The following is an 18,425-nucleotide window of genomic DNA, read 5'->3' on the forward strand; positions in this document are numbered from 1 at the left end:
TAAGCTTAAGAAACCTTAGATTTTTTCGCATCCTGGCCCTGCTGGTATTGTTGTGCGATCAAAAATAAATCCCGTACATAATTATTTCGAGCTGTAGAGACCTGTCTGCGACGTGACTCTGCTGCAGCCGTTTTCCAGTCTTCAATCTTGATAGCACCGTTAAACTTTGGCCAGCTGGTACGCAAGTTTGTCATGCCTAGATTGAATATCATATCGAATAAAGCCATCTGTACTTCATTCGGAAAATCATCAAAGTTTCGCTGAAACCCTTTATTCCTGCTATACAGCTGAGTCAACTCTCGATAAAAGCTCTCGATATGTTTAAACAGCAAGGTTTCGATGTCCTGGTCCAACATTATTAAACGAGTAAATTGTTTATAATAACTGGCTTTATAACGGCGAGGATTATCTGGCCCATTTAATTGAACAAATTGATATTCTGCTCGTTTTTCTTCTTCGGTTGCACGGCGTAACCACCAGTTGAACATACGGGGAATATAAAGAGGCAGTTCTGCGGCAGCATCTTCTGATACTACTTGATGACCGATTCCTATTGTCACCTTACCGACAGAATCTAAATAGAAATGATTGACGCGCCCCTCAAGCTTTTCGAGTTGCTCAATCAGTGCATCCTTTACGCTATCCTTTAGCGACATAAAAACTCCTTGTTGCCTTTGTCCCTTGCTTGCCAATGGCAAGCTGGCCAATATCTTTTCTGACCTAATTGAGGTTATAGCAAGTAAATTCCCTGAATTCAATGTGCCTATTAGTAGATCGCAGGCTTTGCCTCTATAATAGCCGCAAATTATTGATTCGCTCTTACTATGGCCTGGATACAACTAAAATTTAACTATAAGCACCCTGATGCAGATTCGCTGAGTGACTATCTGATGGAACTTGGTGCTCTAGCGGTAACTTTTCTGGATGCAGAAGATAAGCCGATTCTTGAGCCCAAGCCGGGCGAAACCCCATTGTGGGAACACCTTATCGTGTTGGCACTGTTCGATGCAGATGCTGATACTAAAGACATCGACAGCGCTATTCAGTCGCATGCATTTGCCCAACATATTGGCCAGCAGTACGAATGGGAGATTATTCGTGATCAGGATTGGGAGCGCTCATGGATGGAAAACTTCAAACCGATGCAATTCGGCAGCCGTGTATGGATTGTGCCCAGCTGGTGTGAAGCTCCTGATCCAGAGGCAGTGAATATCAAGCTCGATCCGGGCCTTGCCTTCGGTACAGGTACCCACGCCACTACCGCTTTATGCCTGCAATGGCTTGATGGTGCAGATTTAAAAGGCAAAACCGTCGTTGATTACGGTTGTGGTTCCGGCATTCTGGCCATCGCATCTCTGCTGCTGGGCGCTGAAAAAGTATATGCCGTCGACATCGATCCCCAGGCCATTGAAGCCACCAGGCAGAATCTTGAACGCAATGGTATTGCCAGTAATAGATTGGTATTGGGATTGCCCGAACAGGTCGATCTACCGCAAGCGGACATTCTGGTTGCCAATATTCTGGCCGAACCTTTGCGCCAGTTGGCAGAATCTATTGCAAATTCGGTGCAACTCGGCGGTAATCTGGTATTATCGGGCCTTCTTGAAACTCAGGCTGGCGAGCTTAACAGCTTATATAGTCAGTGGTTCGAGATGGATGCTCCTAAAGTACAGGAAGACTGGGCGCGCCTGTCAGGAACCAGGAAATCTTAAAGCCTGGTTTCAAGTATATATTGATCAGCTGTTCTATGGGGTAGTCATTTCAGTTCTATGAGCGAAACCTTTTTAACCAATTGTCCGCACTGCAAGTCAGTGTTCAAATTGCGTCGCGAACATCTTGAAGTCGCTTCGGGCCATGTCCGTTGCGGTAACTGCCATTCTTTATTTTTAGCCACAGATTCATTGGTATCGCTGGATAAAGAAACGCAAAAAGCACAGATGGAAGATACGGTTGAAAAGGCTGAAGATAAGATCATGGATAAGGCCATCCCTGAGCTTACCGATGAAGACAAAAGCGAGCATTACGAACTGGCCATCGAAGCTACACCCAGTTCTGCTCCGCATTATTTCAAATGGTCAATCTATTCTCTTGCCGGACTAATCCTGATTTTTCTTGGCGTCTGGTTCCTTTATGTGTGGCCCAATAAAGCTACTCTGTCTCAAGATGCTAACTGGCGTCCCGTGATGCAGGTATCCTGCAAAGTATTCCAGTGTGTAGTACCGCCACTTCAGGATCTCAAACAATATCGCGTTAGCTCAATCGACGTATCCGAAAGTCCTGGCGGCCAAAAAGAAGTCAGCATGGTTCTAAAGAACTTAGCCGACTTTGCCCAGCCTTTCCCTAAAATACAGGTTATTTTAAGCGACATTAAAGGCAAGCAGTATAAAAGCCCAGTATACTCGCCTGAGCAGTACCTGCCCGAGGTTAATCACAATGCCTTGATCCAACCGGGTCAATCAGTGCAAATCGGCTTCAGCTTCAACAGCAGCCTTGAGCACTACAGCGGCTATCAGGTGCAACTGGTTCAGTAGGTGCTTTATAATCTGTCATTGCGAGGAGGCCACCGGACGACACGGTGCCCAAAGGAAATGCCCTTGGGTGCAATCTCGTTAAATTTACTGAACTGTCTTACTCAGATTGCCACGATCCTCTTATCACTCGCAATGACTGAGTAATGTATTGCCCACCAAATTGACATTTAGCAAGCCCCCTCCCCTTAAGCCTTTGAACTATTTATTGTCAAGCAAAAAATTGATGCTTTTTTATACAAATTCCGTTCAAAAAATGAATTAAAGCGTGTATGATCGGCCACCTTAAATTCAACCCTGATGGCGCTTATGCGAATTGGTCCTTATCAACTTGAGAATCCGTTGATCCTGGCGCCGATGGCGGGTGTGACTGATCGTCCCTTCCGTCAACTGTGTAAAGAGCTTGGGGCTGGCCTGACCGTTTCTGAAATGATCGCCGCCAACCCAAAGCTTCGTAATACGCGAAAAAGCATTCAGCGTAGCAATCATCAGGGAGAGCCTGGCATCCGCTCTGTGCAGATTGCCGGTGCTGAGCCAGAAATGCTGGCCCAGTCCGCGCAGTACAATGTGCAAAATGGTGCTGAAATCATTGATATTAATATGGGATGTCCCGCCAAAAAGGTCTGCAAAAAGGCAGCCGGTTCGGCCCTTTTGCAAGATCCGAAGCTGGTGGAAGACATTCTCAATGCCGTTGTGTCAGCGGTCGAGGTTCCGGTGACACTGAAAATTCGTACTGGCTGGAATCATGACAACCGTAATGGTGTCCAGATTGCCCAGATTGCGGAACAGGCAGGCATCCAGGCGCTGGCGGTTCATGGCCGTACCCGCGCGGATAAATACCTTGGTAATGCTGAATACGATACGATTGCGGCGATTAAGCAATCAGTGTCGATCCCAGTAGTAGCCAATGGAGATATCACCAGCCCTGAAAAAGCCCGGTTTGTATTGGATTACACCGGTGTTGACGGATTGATGATTGGTCGCGGCGCACAGGGTAACCCCTGGATTTTTCGCGAAGTTTGGCATTATCTGCAAACTGGAGAAAAGCTGTCACCACCGAGTTGGCAGGAAGTGCGTCAGGTATTGCTTGGACATATCAATGCTCTGCATGAGTTTTATGGCGCTGTGATGGGACCTCGTATCGCACGCAAACACGTTTCCTGGTATTTGCAAGAACAGGCAGATGCCAATGAGTTTCGTCGAACCTTCAATGCCATCGAAGATGGTGCTGAACAGTTGGACGTTTTAGACCGTTATTTTGAACAAAAGCAACAGGCTATAGCAGCATGACTATTTTTGATACAAATCTAACTCGAGAAAGTAACAACCAAGACAACCCTGTAGACGGTAACTCGTTTGCGTCCAACCCAACGTTGCGCGAGCACGTTGCCATGTCAATGCAGAATTACTTAAAGCAAATGCATGGCCAACCGTTAAGCGAAGTCTATGACTTGGTTCTAACGCAGGTGGAAGAACCGTTACTACGCGCCATTATGGACTATACGCGTAACAACCAGACTAAAGCCGCTCAGGTTTTAGGTCTAAACCGCGGTACCTTGCGTAAAAAGCTTAAACGCTACAATCTTCTGTAACACAATCAGTCACCTCAAATTAGGGTTCTTATCAGAACCCTAAATTTTTTTAAGGAGCTATCATGCCTAACTATCGCCCAGTCAAACGCGCCTTGATCAGCGTTTCGGATAAAACTGGTGTAGTTGAATTTGCCCAAGCCCTTGCCGATAAAGGCATCGAAATTTTATCAACCGGTGGTACTGCCAAATTGATGCGCGATAATGGCATCACGGTAACCGACGTTGCAGATTACACCGGCTTTCCTGAAATGATGGATGGTCGCGTCAAAACCCTTCATCCAAAAGTTCACGGTGCCATTCTTGGCCGCCGCGGTATGGATGATGAAGTGATGCAGGAGCACGGCATCATTGGCATCGACCTGGTTGTAGTGAACCTTTACCCTTTTGAAAGCACTATTGCCCGTGCCGATGCGACTCTTTCAGATGCGATAGAAAATATCGATATCGGCGGCCCTACCATGGTTCGCTCTGCCGCTAAAAATCATCAGGATGTCACTATCGTCGTTGAAAATGACGATTTTAAAGAAGTTGCTCGCCAAATTACTGAAAATGATGGCGTTGATATGGCTACCCGTTTCCGTCTGGCGGCCAAAGCCTTTGCCCACACTGCCCGTTATGACGCAGCTATTTCTAATTATCTTGGCGTTCAGGCTGCAGATGATAACAGCGAATTCCCACCAACCTATTCTGTGCAATACAAGAAAGCACAGGATATGCGTTACGGCGAAAATCCACATCAGAATGCTGCTTTCTATGTTGAGCACAATCCGCAGGAAGCTAGCGTTGCTACTGCCAAGCAAATTCAGGGTAAGGAATTATCTTTTAACAACGTAGCTGACACAGATGCTGCACTTGAGTGCGTTAAAAGCTTTGAAGAGCCTGCCTGTGTTATCGTAAAGCATGCTAACCCTTGTGGCGTTGCAATAGCGGATAACATTGGCCAAGCTTATGAGCTTGCGTTCCAGACCGACCCAACATCAGCGTTCGGTGGCATAATCGCCTTTAATCGCGAACTGGATGGTGACACCGCTAAAACTATTGTTGACCGACAGTTTGTTGAAGTGATTATTGCGCCTAAAGTTTCTGAAGAAGCCAAAGCAGCCGTTGCCAGCAAGCAGAACGTTCGTTTGCTTGAGTGTGGCGAATGGTCGGCACCGATTGCTGCACATGATTTCAAACGCGTTAATGGCGGTTTATTGGTACAAGATCGCGATCTTGGCATGGTGTTCGCAGACGATCTTCGCATCGTCAGTAAACGCGAACCGACCAAAGAAGAAATGCGCGATTTGATGTTCTGCTGGAAAGTGGCCAAATACGTCAAGTCTAATGCCATTGTCTACGCCCGTAATGGCCAGACTATTGGTGTTGGCGCGGGTCAAATGAGCCGTGTCTATAGTGCCAAGATCGCAGGCATTAAAGCTGCTGACGAAAATCTTGAAGTGAAAGGTTCTGTAATGGCCTCTGATGCATTCTTCCCATTCCGCGACGGCATTGATGCCGCTGCTGAAGCCGGTATTACCGCGGTCATTCAACCGGGTGGTTCAATTCGCGACGATGAAGTTATTGAAGCTGCCAATGAGCATGGTATGGCCATGGTCTTTACTGGTATGCGTCATTTCCGTCATTAATCAGTGTGAGCATGACTATGAATGTTTTAATTATTGGTAGTGGTGGTCGCGAGCATGCATTGGCATGGAAAGCGGCCCAGTCTTCTGAAGTAGATACGGTTTTTGTAGCGCCAGGCAATGCGGGTATCGCGCTGGAAAGCAAAATTAAAACCGTAGCCATTGGCGTAGAAGATATTGATGCGCTTATCGATTTTGCCAAAGGCAATCAGGTTGCCCTGACCATCGTTGGTCCTGAAGCTCCGTTAGTGATTGGCGTTGTAGATGCCTTTACCCAAGCTGGCCTTAAGTGCTTTGGCCCATCCAAAGGTGCTGCACAGCTTGAGGGCTCAAAAGCTTTCACCAAAGACTTTTTAGCACGTCACAATATTCCAACTGCTGCCTATCAGAACTTTACCGAAATTGAACCAGCCAAAGCCTATGTTCGCGAAATGGGTACCCCTATCGTGATCAAAGCTGACGGTCTGGCTGCAGGTAAAGGCGTTATTATTGCACAGACCACTGACGAAGCTGATGCTGCGATTGACGATATGTTGGCAGGCAACAAATTTGGTGACGCCGGTCATCGTGTAGTTATCGAAGAGTTCCTGCAAGGTGAAGAAGCCAGTTTTATCGTGATGGTTGACGGCAAAAACATTTTGCCACTTGCGACCTCACAGGATCATAAAGCCCGCGACAATGGCGACACAGGCCCTAATACCGGCGGTATGGGCGCTTATTCGCCTGCTCCAGTGGTTACACCAGAAATGCATGATCGCATCATGCAGCAGGTTATTATTCCAACTGTTGAAGGTATGGCGGCAGAAGGTCATCCTTACACCGGCTTTTTATATGCTGGTGTGATGATTGATGCTGACGGTGTACCGAAAGTACTTGAGTATAACTGTCGCTTTGGTGACCCTGAAACACAACCTATCATGAGTCGTCTTCAATCTGATCTGGTTGGACTTTGTTTAACTGCACTTGATGGCAAGCTTGATACGGCCACTGCTGAGTGGGATTCTCGCGCAGCAGTTGGTGTAGTGATGGCTGCAGGTGGTTACCCGGATAGCTACCACAAAGGCGATGTTATTCATGGTCTGGATTCTGTTTCCGGTGCTAAAGTGTTCCATGCAGGTACAACCGAAAAAGACGGTCAGATTGTTACTAACGGTGGACGTGTTTTATGTGTCGTAGCGTTAGGTGATACTGTGACTGAAGCCCAGGCCAAAGCCTACGAAGGCGTTAAACAGATCAACTGGGATAATGTTTATTACCGTACTGATATCGGTCACAGGGCAATTGCTCGCGAACAGTCAAAATAATCCTGGTTCATTGACCATTCATCAAAAAGCCTTACACTAACCTGTAAGGCTTTTTTTTGTGCTTCAGAAAATTATAAGCGGACTGGTTTTATTTGATTAAAAAGATTCTAAAATGGACTGCATGGATCAGCGCCGTTCTGGCGTTACTGTTTGTGATCGCCTACTGGACTTCACCCTATTGGGTACCCGGCCAACTAGCCAAGTTTTTTCCCCCTTCAATCAAACTTGAATCACTAGAACTTGAACGTCCCGGGCTAACCCGAACCAAAGTTAAAAATCTCACGCTGCAGATTGATGGCGATACCCAACTCTTACTGCAGCTCTCCGACACTGAACTGCATTACTCCCTGTGGCAGCAAGAGCTGCTCTCTGTTTCTGCTGAAAAAGCAACTATAACTGTCACTTCTGCAAAAAGTTCAAGCACCGACTCTGAATTCCAACTGCCGCAAACTATCACCCTACCTCAATTACCTGTCAATCAACTTTCCATTGAGCAGGTGCAATTGAAGGGCATCGCTGCGCAGGACATAGCAATATCCAATATCCAGTTTGAAGGTGATAACGAGCAACTTCAGCTGACTAGCCATATCAATTGGATGGGCCTGGAAGCAGACATTACTGCGACTGCTGGTCACCATCAACAGCAGCTCAGCTCAATTAATTTAGAGATTCAGCAGGATTCCAACCAGCTAACGGTTAGTGCCCAGCCAATGGCGCAGTCAGGCTGGCAGTTTGGTCTTAATGGTCAAATCACACAGATTCCGTTTATACAAATTTATTCAGCCGATCTGGGAACAATCAACTTTGATTTAACTGGCTCTCTTCAGCAAATTAATGATAAACAGTTTACAGCGCAACTCGCAGAAAATAGTAGATTGGAATTACCTATCGACTTTAATCGCTCCTGGTTTGAGCAGCAGATAAACAGTTATGCCAAAGAGTATGGTTTAAGCCTTGAGGCTAAGAAACTGGCAAATCAGGCAAACTTTACATTAACGGCAGGCAAAGCAACTGATATTCAATTCAACACTAAAACACAAATCCTCGACGTTAATGGTCAGCTTTATATTAACGCCAAAACTAAAGACATTGAGCTAAGTGTCATCACTGAGTCTATTAACTTTGACCTTACTCAAACGCTTAGCGCTCCAGAGCAGCAGATAAGCTCACAGATAAAACTCAATATTAACTTGCCAGCGACACAATATCAGACTGCTGAGAAGACTACGACTTTCCTGACTGACTCAATCAACGCTGCTATTCACAGTTCAGTTAAGCTGGCTAATGGACACCTTGCTTTTAATACACAACAGCTGCTAGCTAAACTCGGCAAATCTAATCTCAAAAGTTCTAGCTACACTGTTAACATACCCGCAAATGACTGGCAAGGCTCAGCTAACTGGTCACTACCACTTGCTGGGACATTGAATAATGAAAATACTAAGCATGAAAATAAACTGAGTCTTCAATTGGCAGCTCCAATTGATGTGCAGGCCAAGTTAGACAAAGAAACCGTTACATTGTCGCAATTAAAAACACAGGTTGCTCTAAAGAATAACAATCTACAGGCCAGTTACACTGCAAAACAATTATCCCTGTACGAGCAACCGCTCATACTCTACGAAGTTAAAGGTTCACTAAAACCAGATCCGATCAATGCGGCCATTAATGGTGACTTGAGTTTCATACAAGCCAGCTATCTTACTGACAATGTTGCAGTTGATTACGTCAGTGGTCAATTTGACTGGAAACTTTTAAAGCAGTCCTTTACCGCCAAAGGCTCACTGCAGCATTCGCAAAGTACTATTCCGGTTCGTTACGCCTACAACCTTAAATCAGGCACGCATAATCTACAGATTGATCGCTCCAGCCTGCCAATGATGACGCTTAAAAGCTGGACGCCATTCTTAAAAGCTTATCCTGCCTTACAGGTTACCGGCGGTGATCTTAATATCAGTAAATTATCAGGCGACCCGCTAAAGCTGCTTTTTGAAGGTGCCATGAGTATTGATAAATTGAATCTGCTGTATGACAAATTGGCACTAAACAACGCCAGTATTGCAGACAATCTGAGCAGGCAGTCAGCATTGCAAGGAAGTGTTACAGCTAAGATAGATAGCATAGAGCTGGCCGCTGGTATTGCCATTCGTGACTTGAACTTTAAACTCGACCACACAGCTACCAACTATCGGTTTAAAGATATCAAAGGCCAGTTGCTAGGTGGCACCATCAGCATTCCACGTTTTGATATGCACAAAACTACGATTGAGCCATTCAGTTTATTGCTTTCCAATATCAGTTTGCAGCAACTCCTTACCGCGTTGGAAAGTGAAAAACTATCTGTTAGTGGCAACTTCGACATCATTCTGCCACTGATTATCATACCGGGTAGTCGTCAAATTACCAATGGTACTTTTATCAGTAAGAAACCAGGTGTTTTAAAATTGAAATCTGAAGGCGGCAAAGAGGCCAACATAGCCTTCCAGGCGTTGGAAAATTTCCATTATAAAGAGCTTAGCGGCACTATTGATTACAACAGCGAGGGTGATTACATCATTACGCTTTACGCCCTTGGCTCAAACCCCGAACTTTATAATGGCTTTCCGATCAAGCTGGATCTGACATTGCGCGGAAATCTGCCAAACCTTCTTTATTCAATGCTGGTAACTGGCGATATGGCCACGCCGGTCATTGATGATTTAAAACAGAAGCAATTGCTCAAAATTCAGTGATAATTCATGTTAAGCTCGTACAATAACACTTATCTTCAGTAATAATCTGTGTAAGGAAAGAGTATGAAAAGAAGCGGATTACCAGCTCTAGTCTCCGTTGCCAGCCTGTCTATATTGGTATCGGCCTGTACCGTGAAACTCGAAGCACCAGACAAACCTATCCACATCATTGGTGATTTCACCATTAAACATGAAATTGTGGTCAAGGTTGAACGTGAATTGGATAAAGCCTTGAGTGAAGACTCAGGGTTATTTTAGGAGAGGCAATTATGAAAAAGCTAAGTTATTCAATAATGGCGCTAATTGTTAGTTTACTATTATCAGCCCAAGCATTGGCGCTGGACATTGGTACACTTAAAGACCAAGGCATAGTGGGCGAAATGTCTACAGGCTATGTTGGGATTGTAGTATCTAACCCAAGTCCTCAAATTCGCTCATTTGTTCAGGACATTAATGACAAACGTCGCACCATTTATGCTCAGGAAGCTCGTAAAGCGAACATAACTTTAGCAGAAGTTGAAGCTATTGCCGCCAAGCGTAATCTTGATAAGACCCAACGAGGTCACTACATCAATATCAACGGTGCCTGGCGTAAAAAATAACAGGACTGTCTGTTAATTAGTTCTGCTAAGCCTTCGGTTGTGTTGCAACAATCGAAGGCTTTTCTTTATAAGCAACCCACCATTTTTTCAGAATCTCAAACTTGTCCTGCCACTGATATTCCGGATGCCTGAAATCCAGATAGTCCAGTACAGTGATCAGATTGACATGAATGGCTGAAAAGTCTCTTGGAAGCTCTTCTAATCTTTGCTCAAAATATTCCAACCCACGATCAATACTTTTAATAAACCGCTCCTGCCAGAACTCTGAACGCTGCTCCGGTTCACGCATTTTGTCCTGCTGCCAGGCCACAGCCGAGTCCAGCAATCCACGCGTCAGCGAATATAAGGTCTTCTGATGCCAGTCATGGCTGATATCTTTGAATAGTTGATTACCAGCTATTGAATCCAGGTACTCACAAATTACCTGGCTGTCAAAAATAGCCTGTCCCTCATCCGTGATCAGGCATGGAACCTTACATAGCGGATTGGCAGCTATTAACTCTTCTGGATTTTCAAAAGGGTGCTGAAAAACTTCTTTGACCTCTTCCTGTAAGCCAAGCTCCTGAATAAATATTCTTGCAGTCCGTGCGTACGGTGATGCTGTGGAATAAATTAGTTTCATCATACCCTCCTATTGTCACCTAATTGGCCAAAACGGCTCTGCCATCGGCCCAGTCTCTCAGCACCTGCATTTTCTCGGCCATAACTTTGGATAATGGGCTAGTCGCTGCTATTTCTTTGAGTAAGGTTTCATCACAAAGGGGGTTATCATCGTAATGCGCAGCATATAACCCTGCAATGATGACCTGTTCAATCTCTGCTCCACTAAACCCTTCGCAAGCTTTGGCAAGAGCCTCTAAATCAAACTGCTCTGCCTGCTGTTTACGTTTGCTTAGATGGATTCGCATGATCTCCTGACGTGAATCATGATCCGGCAGGTCGACAAAGAAGATTTCATCGAGCCGCCCTTTTCGAACCAACTCCGGCGGTAAAGCGGAAATATCGTTGGCAGTTGCGACGATAAAAATCGGCAGTTTATTTTCCTGCATAAAGGTAAGCATAGTGCCTAGTACTCGCTTTGAAGTCCCGCCATCATTGTCACCGGTTGAAATACCTTTCTCGATTTCATCCAGCCATAGCACGCAAGGCGCCATCATTTCCGCCAGTTTAAGTGACTCACGCAGGTTATTTTCACTCTCGCCATGCCATTTGCTGTAAAGCGCACCAAAGTCGAGACGCAGTAGTGGTACTCCCCACATACCGGCAACCGCTTTAGCGGCTAATGATTTACCACCACCCTGCACACCAACCAGCATAATGCCTTTCGGTTTATCAAGGCCTAAATCGCGGTCATCGAGGAATATCTTTCGGCGCCGCTCAAGCCAGTTTTTGAGTACCTGCATACCACCGACATCGGCAAAATGGGCCGTTTCATATTCATAATGAACCGCACCGTTTACATCCAGCAACTCATAACGCGCACGGTTCACTTTATCCATTTCACAATCGGTGATGGCCCCATCGTCATAAATCAGGTTTCGGATAATCTGTTGTGCATCGCTCAAGGTTAGCCCGGTAAGATTTTGTACCAGTCGCTGCATAGTAGTCTTATCAGTTCTTACTTTTTGTCCCTGATTACCAAGCGCCCAGCGGGTGGCTTCGGCATGAATTAACTTTTCAAGTTCAGCATGGCTAGGTAGTCGTAGCTCAAACTTAGCTGAGAAGCGTCGAATTTCTTCTGGAAGTTTTAACTTATGACTGACAAAGATTAATGTCTGGTGATATTTTTGAAACTGTAAAGCGATATCTTTAACCAGTCGCACCTGCTCTGGGTGATGCTCATCGAGAAAGGGATGAAAATCATAGAGCACGTAGATTCCTGGGCGCTCCATACGCTTAATATGCTTCAGGCAATCGTCAGGCTTCTGTGTATTATCTAAGGGCGCAAAATGCGAATCGGTCATTTCCACGCGACGCAAACCTTCCGTCAAATGCCAGCCGAACAACGGCTTTTTGAGTTTTATCGCGACCTTGGTCAATAGCTCTGTAACACGGCTCTCTTCATGTGACTCAATGACGATGATGGGGTTTTTCGATTCAATCAGTATAGCCAGATCATTTTTTTCTAAAGTATCACCCATGATTAATAAATTGCCTCTATTTCCTATTCTTGCGGCCAGTGGCCTAGATTAACTTTTATTAGATTTATCGCTACAATAGCTTTTCTTTGAGCAAATAAGTGTAGCAGATCTATGCGTCAATTCAGCTTTTTTGATCGACTCTGTCTAGTAGCAGACTCAGCGCTAAAAACAACTCGGGGTATTTACGATACCAAGACGAGACCTACTCCGGCGCAAGACATTGACGAATCTAAGATGTCCGATCAGGAAAAGCGTCATGCTGCCAGTTTGATGCGCATCAACCATACCGGAGAGGTCTGCGCTCAGGCCCTATATCAGGGGCAGGCACTTACTGCAAAATTGCCCAATGTTCGTGACAAAATGGAACAGGCGGCACAGGAAGAAGTCGACCATCTGGCCTGGTGTAGCGAACGTATCCATGAGCTGGGCAGCCGCGAAAGCCTGCTCAACCCTCTCTGGTATGCCAGCTCCTTTACTATAGGCGCTCTGGCCGGTATTGCTGGTGATAAGTGGAGCCTGGGCTTTGTTGCTGAGACTGAACATCAAGTCTGTCGCCACCTTGACGATCACCTGCAAAAGCTACCTATTCAGGACAGCAAGAGTCGGGTTATTCTGCAACAGATGCGCGAAGAAGAACTGAAACACGCCACCGTTGCGATTGAGCATGGAGGGGCCGAATTGCCCAAGCCCATAAAAGGCGCCATGAGCCTGATGTCCAAAGTGATGACCTCTAGTGTTTACTATGTATAAGCGGATCTGATTATTTATATTTTCTATCAATGAATTGATCTTCATCACTTGGCACAGCCCTGAGTCAAGAGTAAAATGCAAACAACAATCATTCTCAACAAGGGCTAAATATGTCACTTCGCAAAACCATCTCAGCAATTATTCTTGCTGCAGCAACAGTATCAGTTGTCCACGCAACCGACGTCCGACATTTTAAGGGCGAAAAGCCAGAAACCATGGCCGAAGCCATTGCGATAATAGAGAAGTACAATACCCAGCTTGAAGGGCGTATCAAATACGAACTCACCCCTTACACAATGGCTGAAATACATCAGATGTCTTACAGCTTGGAAAATGCACTACAGTTCATTGAACAGCACTTAGACCAAACCCAGGAAAACTTGGAGAAAGTACACATCGCCTCTGAAACCAATGACCCAGAGACTGTGCAGCAAAAGGGTAAAGAATATCTGCAAGGCACAAAGGATTTGATAGGTAAATAATTTGCTCCTACTTAACAAAAAAAGGTAGCCAATTGGCTACCTTTTTTTACTTGCCTTATCTACGATAATAACCAAATCTTATCATCATTATCATTGTAAGCATTAGCAACAGTAGCCAGTTTGTAGAGCCACCACCACCTGAGCCACCATCGCCAGAACCATTATCTGGCGTACCAGAGCTCACGTTCTTAAGAATAATTTCAACTTCATCTTGTGCGGTGTTTCCTACAGCGTCTTGGACAGTTAATCTAACGGTAACACTTGTATCTTGATTGATACTGGGCACTGAGAATTCAGTCAAAGCAGCAGTTTGATTTACGATGGACACATTTTGACCTGACACAACTTCCCAATAGAAAGTAAGATCATCACTTTCAGGATCTGATGATTGAGTTGCATCCAGTTGAACAACTTGTCCCTCATTAGCTTGTGCAGGCGCGTTTATGACTGCATTCGGGCCTGTATTTGGAAGCACAGTTACCTTTTGAGTTGTCGAGTCTTTATCGTAACCATCATCAACAACCTCAAGTTGCAATTCGATTGTGGTCGAAGTTTCAACTGTTGGTGCAATAAAACTGGCTTTCCCTGACTCAGGACTATTGATTTCAACACTGGGTCCAGATATTACAGACCAGATATATTCAATTATGTTGCCGTCAATATCCTCGGTAACAGTTCCATCCAGCTCAACGACATGACCACTGTAAACCGTGCTACTGGTAATACTTACTTTTGCTACCGGAGCGATATTGACGTTCATGGAGAACGGCTCACAACCAATGGTATAGTGGCACGCCTGCATAAATAACCATTTACCATGGCCTCTCGCGATAGGATAGTCACCATTATTATTATCGCTAATAAAATTGAATTCCTGTGCAGGATTTAAGTATGTTAGTTCCCCACTCTTATCTAACGCAACAAGATCATGGTAGAGTGGATAACCACTGATAACTTGTAATATTGTATAGTCGCCCAACTCCACTAATGAGCTTATTGACTGGAAGTTACTTTTCAACGAATTCATAAGGGTGACGTTAGAGCCATCAAATGAATATATTTTAGCCCCACCCGACCCGGGCAAAATAATCCAGTCTTTGCCTTGCTCTTTGTCATTATTGCCTAACCAAAAATTATATGCAGAGGGTAAGAATGTATTAACAATCTCTCCATCTGCATATACATACAAAGTATAACTTTCTTGTTGTGAAGCTGCCGCTTTGAAGTATAGCTTGTTATTTAGAGCCTGACCTCCACTACTTATGTTGTAAAAGTCATCTGATACAAGCTCAATAACACCACTCTGCAAACTCCAAAGCTTACTAGCTGACTCAACTGTTGGAGGGGTAATTATAGCTATCTCATTACCTAGCTCATAAACTTTAACGCTCCAACAACCATCTACAGAAAGCTCCGATGTATCAACTTGAGATATTCCACTTTCTTCTGAATAGCTAGTTAAGGTAAAGTTACCTTCGCTGTCACATCCGGAAAAATATGTATAAGCACTCTCAGTGTAGAATCTGGATTCATAACTTTCAAAAACGGAATTTGATTCATTGCTAATTTTTTTAACTGCATTATTTTCTTCTTTCCAAAGCTCTACATAATCTCGAGCTCCTGTCTGGAAGAAAACTCCATTATTATTTATATCTAATCTGTTTACACTTGCAGAGTTATAAAGTTCGACTAAACCATTATCAGTAATTTTTATTAGCGACCGACCATAGTCACCACCTATAGCACCTAAGAAATAAGCGGTACCTTCATCTGATAAGTATATTTCCTCATTGAACACAGTGTTCACATTTTCGCTAAGCAGCCGTGTTTCAGAACCATCGTAAATCCAAATACGATATCTTGAATCTGTAAAAGACCTTGTTAAAATCAAGAGGTTATCATCGAGTTTTTCCAGGGTCATAATATCTTCCCCAACTCCATCTGCCTCTATTCCTGGTATTTTTTCTGCAGTATAACCATCTGATTTCCAAACAGTTTGTCGGTCATCCTCCACTGCTAAAAAGTACGTCTTACCTTTTACGCTAACAAAGTTGGTTGGGTTACTACTGCCCGTTGCTCCTTCAATTATCAGCTTATTTGCTAAGGTATCGTGCACTGCATAAATGTTTGAGTTTGCACCCGTATACCCACTGGCAAATATAGTATTAGTGGAGTCATCTGCTTCTAAGCTAGCTAGATTCCTGATATCAAATGTACCGACTAGTGAAGCAATATTAGATGGATCATCAAGGCGATAAAGTTGGGTTTGGATTCCAGCATCTACAAAATTATATAACTCGCCATTAAGGGTAAATGTTTTTGAATTTCCTAAGTAACCCTCTTTAGAAAGTACACGTTCAGCAACTCCATTTGTTACCTTCCAATACGCACTATAATAGGCAGAGTTTTCACTATATCTTCCAGATAAATAGACACTTCCGTTGTGAGTTACAAATGGCTCAGCTGTATAGTTGTTATCGAATGTTTCAGCATCTAATACAACTGTTTCTATTATCCCGTTTGCAAGGTACTGTAATCTAGTACCCTCTTGATCCTGTATCAAAAAATACAGGCCTTGCTCTGTAGAAGTCATCCTTCTTACATATGTATAATTATCATTATAGTTAGTTAGTTGCAGGAGACTGCTGCCGTTCAAGCTCCATAGTTGGTTCTTACTTAAATCATCTTTTTTTGCATAGAATATCAAGTTATCTCCATCAGTACCCCATAACTCAGATATGTTATAAAAACCGTCAACATAATTAGTTGTTGTGCCATCAAAATGATATAAAACTAAATTGTAATTTGTATCGTATATAAAATAGTACAAGTCACTATTAGTTTGGTAAAGACTTTGAATGTTATAACCAGAGACTGCATTTAATGTTTCAATTGAGTCATTAACAACCCGCCTGTGCTCAATATTGTCATTACTGTATGAACGAACTATTACGTTAAGTTCTCCATTAAATTCTGTGAAGTCTAAAATGTTATAATTTGCATTTTGGTCGTCTACTGCAATCGGAACAGTTGATGATCCATTAAATGCCACTATACTTTGCTTGTTTGTTGTTATGTCCCTAGCAAGTCCATACCAGGTATTACCCAGCTTCTTAAATCTTCCGTTGTAATATCTCAGCCCAAGATCCAATGTTTTAAAGTCATCACCTGGTTGCTCTAAATAATAAATAACATCGGCATTATTTTGACCGACTCCGGTTATGACGTAATAGAGAAAATTACCGTCAGTAAATACTTCAATAGTTGAAGCCTGATTTGGTCCCTCTATGGTTTCCAAAGCCAAAGATGTATTTCCGTTTTTATCTGAGCTCCATATTTCGGTTCCCGTTTCTTCTACATAGCTTCTAAAAAAGTAATGCCCTTTAAATGCAATGCTGTCATTAGCTGTTGACAATGTTGCAGCAACGCTTGATTGATTTATATCTTCTACTATGGAAATTGGTTTCGTTGCAGAAAATGTTAGGTAGTAACTAAACGCAAGAACGAGTGGCAGAATCGCTACAAGGATTCCATATTGTATTTTTTTCATATCCCAATCTTTTTATTATAAAAGGCAGTATTATATGCATTTTTGACTTGTGTTCAATTTTTCGACACTTTTTTATAGTTTAGCTCCACATTTTTTACAAAATTCTGCGTCTTTATCATGACCTTCATAGGCACAAGAAGGGCATGCATTATTAGTAACATCTTTCTTTTTCATAGCCTCGCGGGTTATTTCTGCGCTGTAAATCCCTGTTGGTACTGCAATTAATCCATAACCTAGAATCATAATGCAGGATGCTAAAAACTGACCGACAGGCGTTTGTGGTGAAATGTCGCCATACCCAACAGTTGTCAATGTTACGATTGCCCAGTAAACCGACTTTGGAATGCTGCTGAAACCATTTTCAGGACCTTCGATGACGTAAACTAACGATCCAAACACTACTACTGACATCAATACGGTATACAGGAAAACACTGATTTTAGCGCGGCTGTTACGTAGCGCATTCATCATCATACTGGCCTCGCCCATATAATTTGCCAGCTTGAATATCCTGAATATTCTTAAAACCCTTAAGATTCGAATGACCAGGAAGTATTTTGCGTCAACGATGATCAATGTCAGGTAAGTCGGCAGAATAGATAATAGATCGACGACGCCATAAAAGCTCTTTGCGTACAGCATAGGCTTGCGAACACTTATCAGCCGTAAAATATATTCAATGGTGAATAGAATGGTAAAGGCCCATTCTGCGGCGAACAACATGCTTCCATATTGAACAGAAATAACCTGGACACTATCAAGCATTACCGCCAGTACGCTGAGGAAGATGGTGATTATTAAGGCTACATCGAAGGTTTTTCCGGCAAAGGTATCTGCCTCAAATATGACTTCATGAATCTTTTCCCGCCAGGGAGACAGTGGTTCCCCTTCATCAAACTTATGTTTTCTGTATTTAAATTCTGGCGTCATCGTTCCTTCCCGCTTATTCATTAAGTCATGCTGCTTAGTATTTAGATTCTAATCAATTATTACGATTAGTTATAGGTGATATGTATCAATCCATATTTAGCATTTTCTAATTTAAAGCCAGCCCTTAGCTGTAGGTATACCATTAAATTATGTAAGGTTTTTGTTATTGATTTCATTACTATTTGTAAC

General features: G+C 43.6%; 16 protein-coding genes. 11 read left to right on the forward strand and 5 right to left on the reverse strand.

The window, feature by feature from the left end; translation table 11 throughout:
• Window positions 1-5: 5 nt before the first annotated feature.
• Entirely contained in the window at window positions 6-656 is a 651-nt protein-coding gene (locus B158_RS0100810; protein WP_018623420.1) for a lysozyme family protein, read from the reverse strand.
• Between the two features lie 168 nt (window positions 657-824).
• On the opposite strand from B158_RS0100810, the gene prmA reads away from it, so the two are divergent.
• The 9 genes from prmA (at window position 825) to B158_RS0100855 (ending at window position 10,383) form a co-directional block, all read left to right on the forward strand.
• Window positions 825-1,712 carry a 50S ribosomal protein L11 methyltransferase gene (prmA, locus tag B158_RS0100815; RefSeq protein ID WP_018623421.1) on the forward strand — a complete coding sequence of 296 codons (888 nt, stop codon included), beginning with the start codon at window positions 825-827 and terminating at the stop codon, window positions 1,710-1,712.
• Window positions 1,713-1,769: 57 nt separating this feature from the next.
• A complete protein-coding gene (locus B158_RS0100820; protein WP_018623422.1) occupies window positions 1,770-2,531 on the forward strand; it encodes a zinc-ribbon and DUF3426 domain-containing protein in 762 nt (253 codons plus the stop codon).
• Window positions 2,532-2,837: 306 nt separating this feature from the next.
• Window positions 2,838-3,818 (forward strand): tRNA dihydrouridine synthase DusB, encoded by a 981-nt coding sequence (dusB, locus tag B158_RS0100825; RefSeq protein ID WP_026309168.1) that lies wholly within the window; start codon window positions 2,838-2,840, stop codon window positions 3,816-3,818.
• Window positions 3,815-4,120 (forward strand): DNA-binding transcriptional regulator Fis, encoded by a 306-nt coding sequence (gene fis, locus B158_RS0100830; RefSeq protein ID WP_012800185.1) that lies wholly within the window; start codon window positions 3,815-3,817, stop codon window positions 4,118-4,120. The genes dusB and fis overlap by 4 nt, the downstream gene beginning before the upstream one ends.
• Before the next feature lie 62 nt (window positions 4,121-4,182).
• On the forward strand, window positions 4,183-5,748 hold the full coding sequence (gene purH / locus B158_RS0100835) for a bifunctional phosphoribosylaminoimidazolecarboxamide formyltransferase/IMP cyclohydrolase (protein ID WP_018623424.1): 1,566 nt from the start codon (window positions 4,183-4,185) through the stop codon (window positions 5,746-5,748).
• Between the two features lie 17 nt (window positions 5,749-5,765).
• Complete coding sequence (purD, locus tag B158_RS0100840) at window positions 5,766-7,049, forward strand: phosphoribosylamine--glycine ligase (protein WP_018623425.1); 1,284 nt, start codon at window positions 5,766-5,768, stop codon at window positions 7,047-7,049.
• 92 nt (window positions 7,050-7,141) lie between these two features.
• On the forward strand, window positions 7,142-9,781 hold the full coding sequence (locus B158_RS0100845; protein WP_018623426.1) for an intermembrane phospholipid transport protein YdbH family protein: 2,640 nt from the start codon (window positions 7,142-7,144) through the stop codon (window positions 9,779-9,781).
• 63 nt (window positions 9,782-9,844) lie between these two features.
• On the forward strand, window positions 9,845-10,039 hold the full coding sequence (locus tag B158_RS0100850) for a YnbE family lipoprotein (RefSeq protein ID WP_018623427.1): 195 nt from the start codon (window positions 9,845-9,847) through the stop codon (window positions 10,037-10,039).
• 11 nt (window positions 10,040-10,050) lie between these two features.
• Window positions 10,051-10,383 (forward strand): YdbL family protein, encoded by a 333-nt coding sequence (locus tag B158_RS0100855; protein ID WP_018623428.1) that lies wholly within the window; start codon window positions 10,051-10,053, stop codon window positions 10,381-10,383.
• A gap of 25 nt (window positions 10,384-10,408) precedes the next feature.
• On the opposite strand, the gene B158_RS0100860 is transcribed toward B158_RS0100855, so the two are convergent.
• Entirely contained in the window at window positions 10,409-11,008 is a 600-nt protein-coding gene (locus tag B158_RS0100860) for a glutathione S-transferase N-terminal domain-containing protein (protein ID WP_228127049.1), read from the reverse strand.
• Window positions 11,009-11,024: 16 nt separating this feature from the next.
• Window positions 11,025-12,524, reverse strand: coding sequence for an AAA family ATPase (locus B158_RS0100865; protein ID WP_018623430.1), 1,500 nt, complete (start codon window positions 12,522-12,524; stop codon window positions 11,025-11,027).
• A 111-nt stretch (window positions 12,525-12,635) separates the two neighbouring features.
• Here B158_RS0100865 and coq7 point away from each other — a divergent pair, with 111 nt between their 5' ends.
• A complete protein-coding gene (gene coq7 / locus B158_RS0100870) occupies window positions 12,636-13,274 on the forward strand; it encodes a 2-polyprenyl-3-methyl-6-methoxy-1,4-benzoquinone monooxygenase (protein ID WP_018623431.1) in 639 nt (212 codons plus the stop codon).
• Window positions 13,275-13,384: 110 nt separating this feature from the next.
• Window positions 13,385-13,756 (forward strand): DUF6746 family protein, encoded by a 372-nt coding sequence (locus tag B158_RS0100875; protein WP_018623432.1) that lies wholly within the window; start codon window positions 13,385-13,387, stop codon window positions 13,754-13,756.
• A 55-nt stretch (window positions 13,757-13,811) separates the two neighbouring features.
• Here B158_RS0100875 and B158_RS0100880 read toward each other — a convergent pair whose 3' ends face one another.
• Complete coding sequence (locus B158_RS0100880; RefSeq protein WP_018623433.1) at window positions 13,812-17,306, reverse strand: PKD domain-containing protein; 3,495 nt, start codon at window positions 17,304-17,306, stop codon at window positions 13,812-13,814.
• 72 nt (window positions 17,307-17,378) lie between these two features.
• On the reverse strand, window positions 17,379-18,236 hold the full coding sequence (locus B158_RS0100885; protein ID WP_018623434.1) for an ion transporter: 858 nt from the start codon (window positions 18,234-18,236) through the stop codon (window positions 17,379-17,381).
• Window positions 18,237-18,425 lie beyond the last annotated feature (189 nt).

It is taken from the genome of Kangiella aquimarina DSM 16071 (assembly GCF_000374105.1).
Classification (GTDB): domain Bacteria; phylum Pseudomonadota; class Gammaproteobacteria; order Enterobacterales; family Kangiellaceae; genus Kangiella; species Kangiella aquimarina.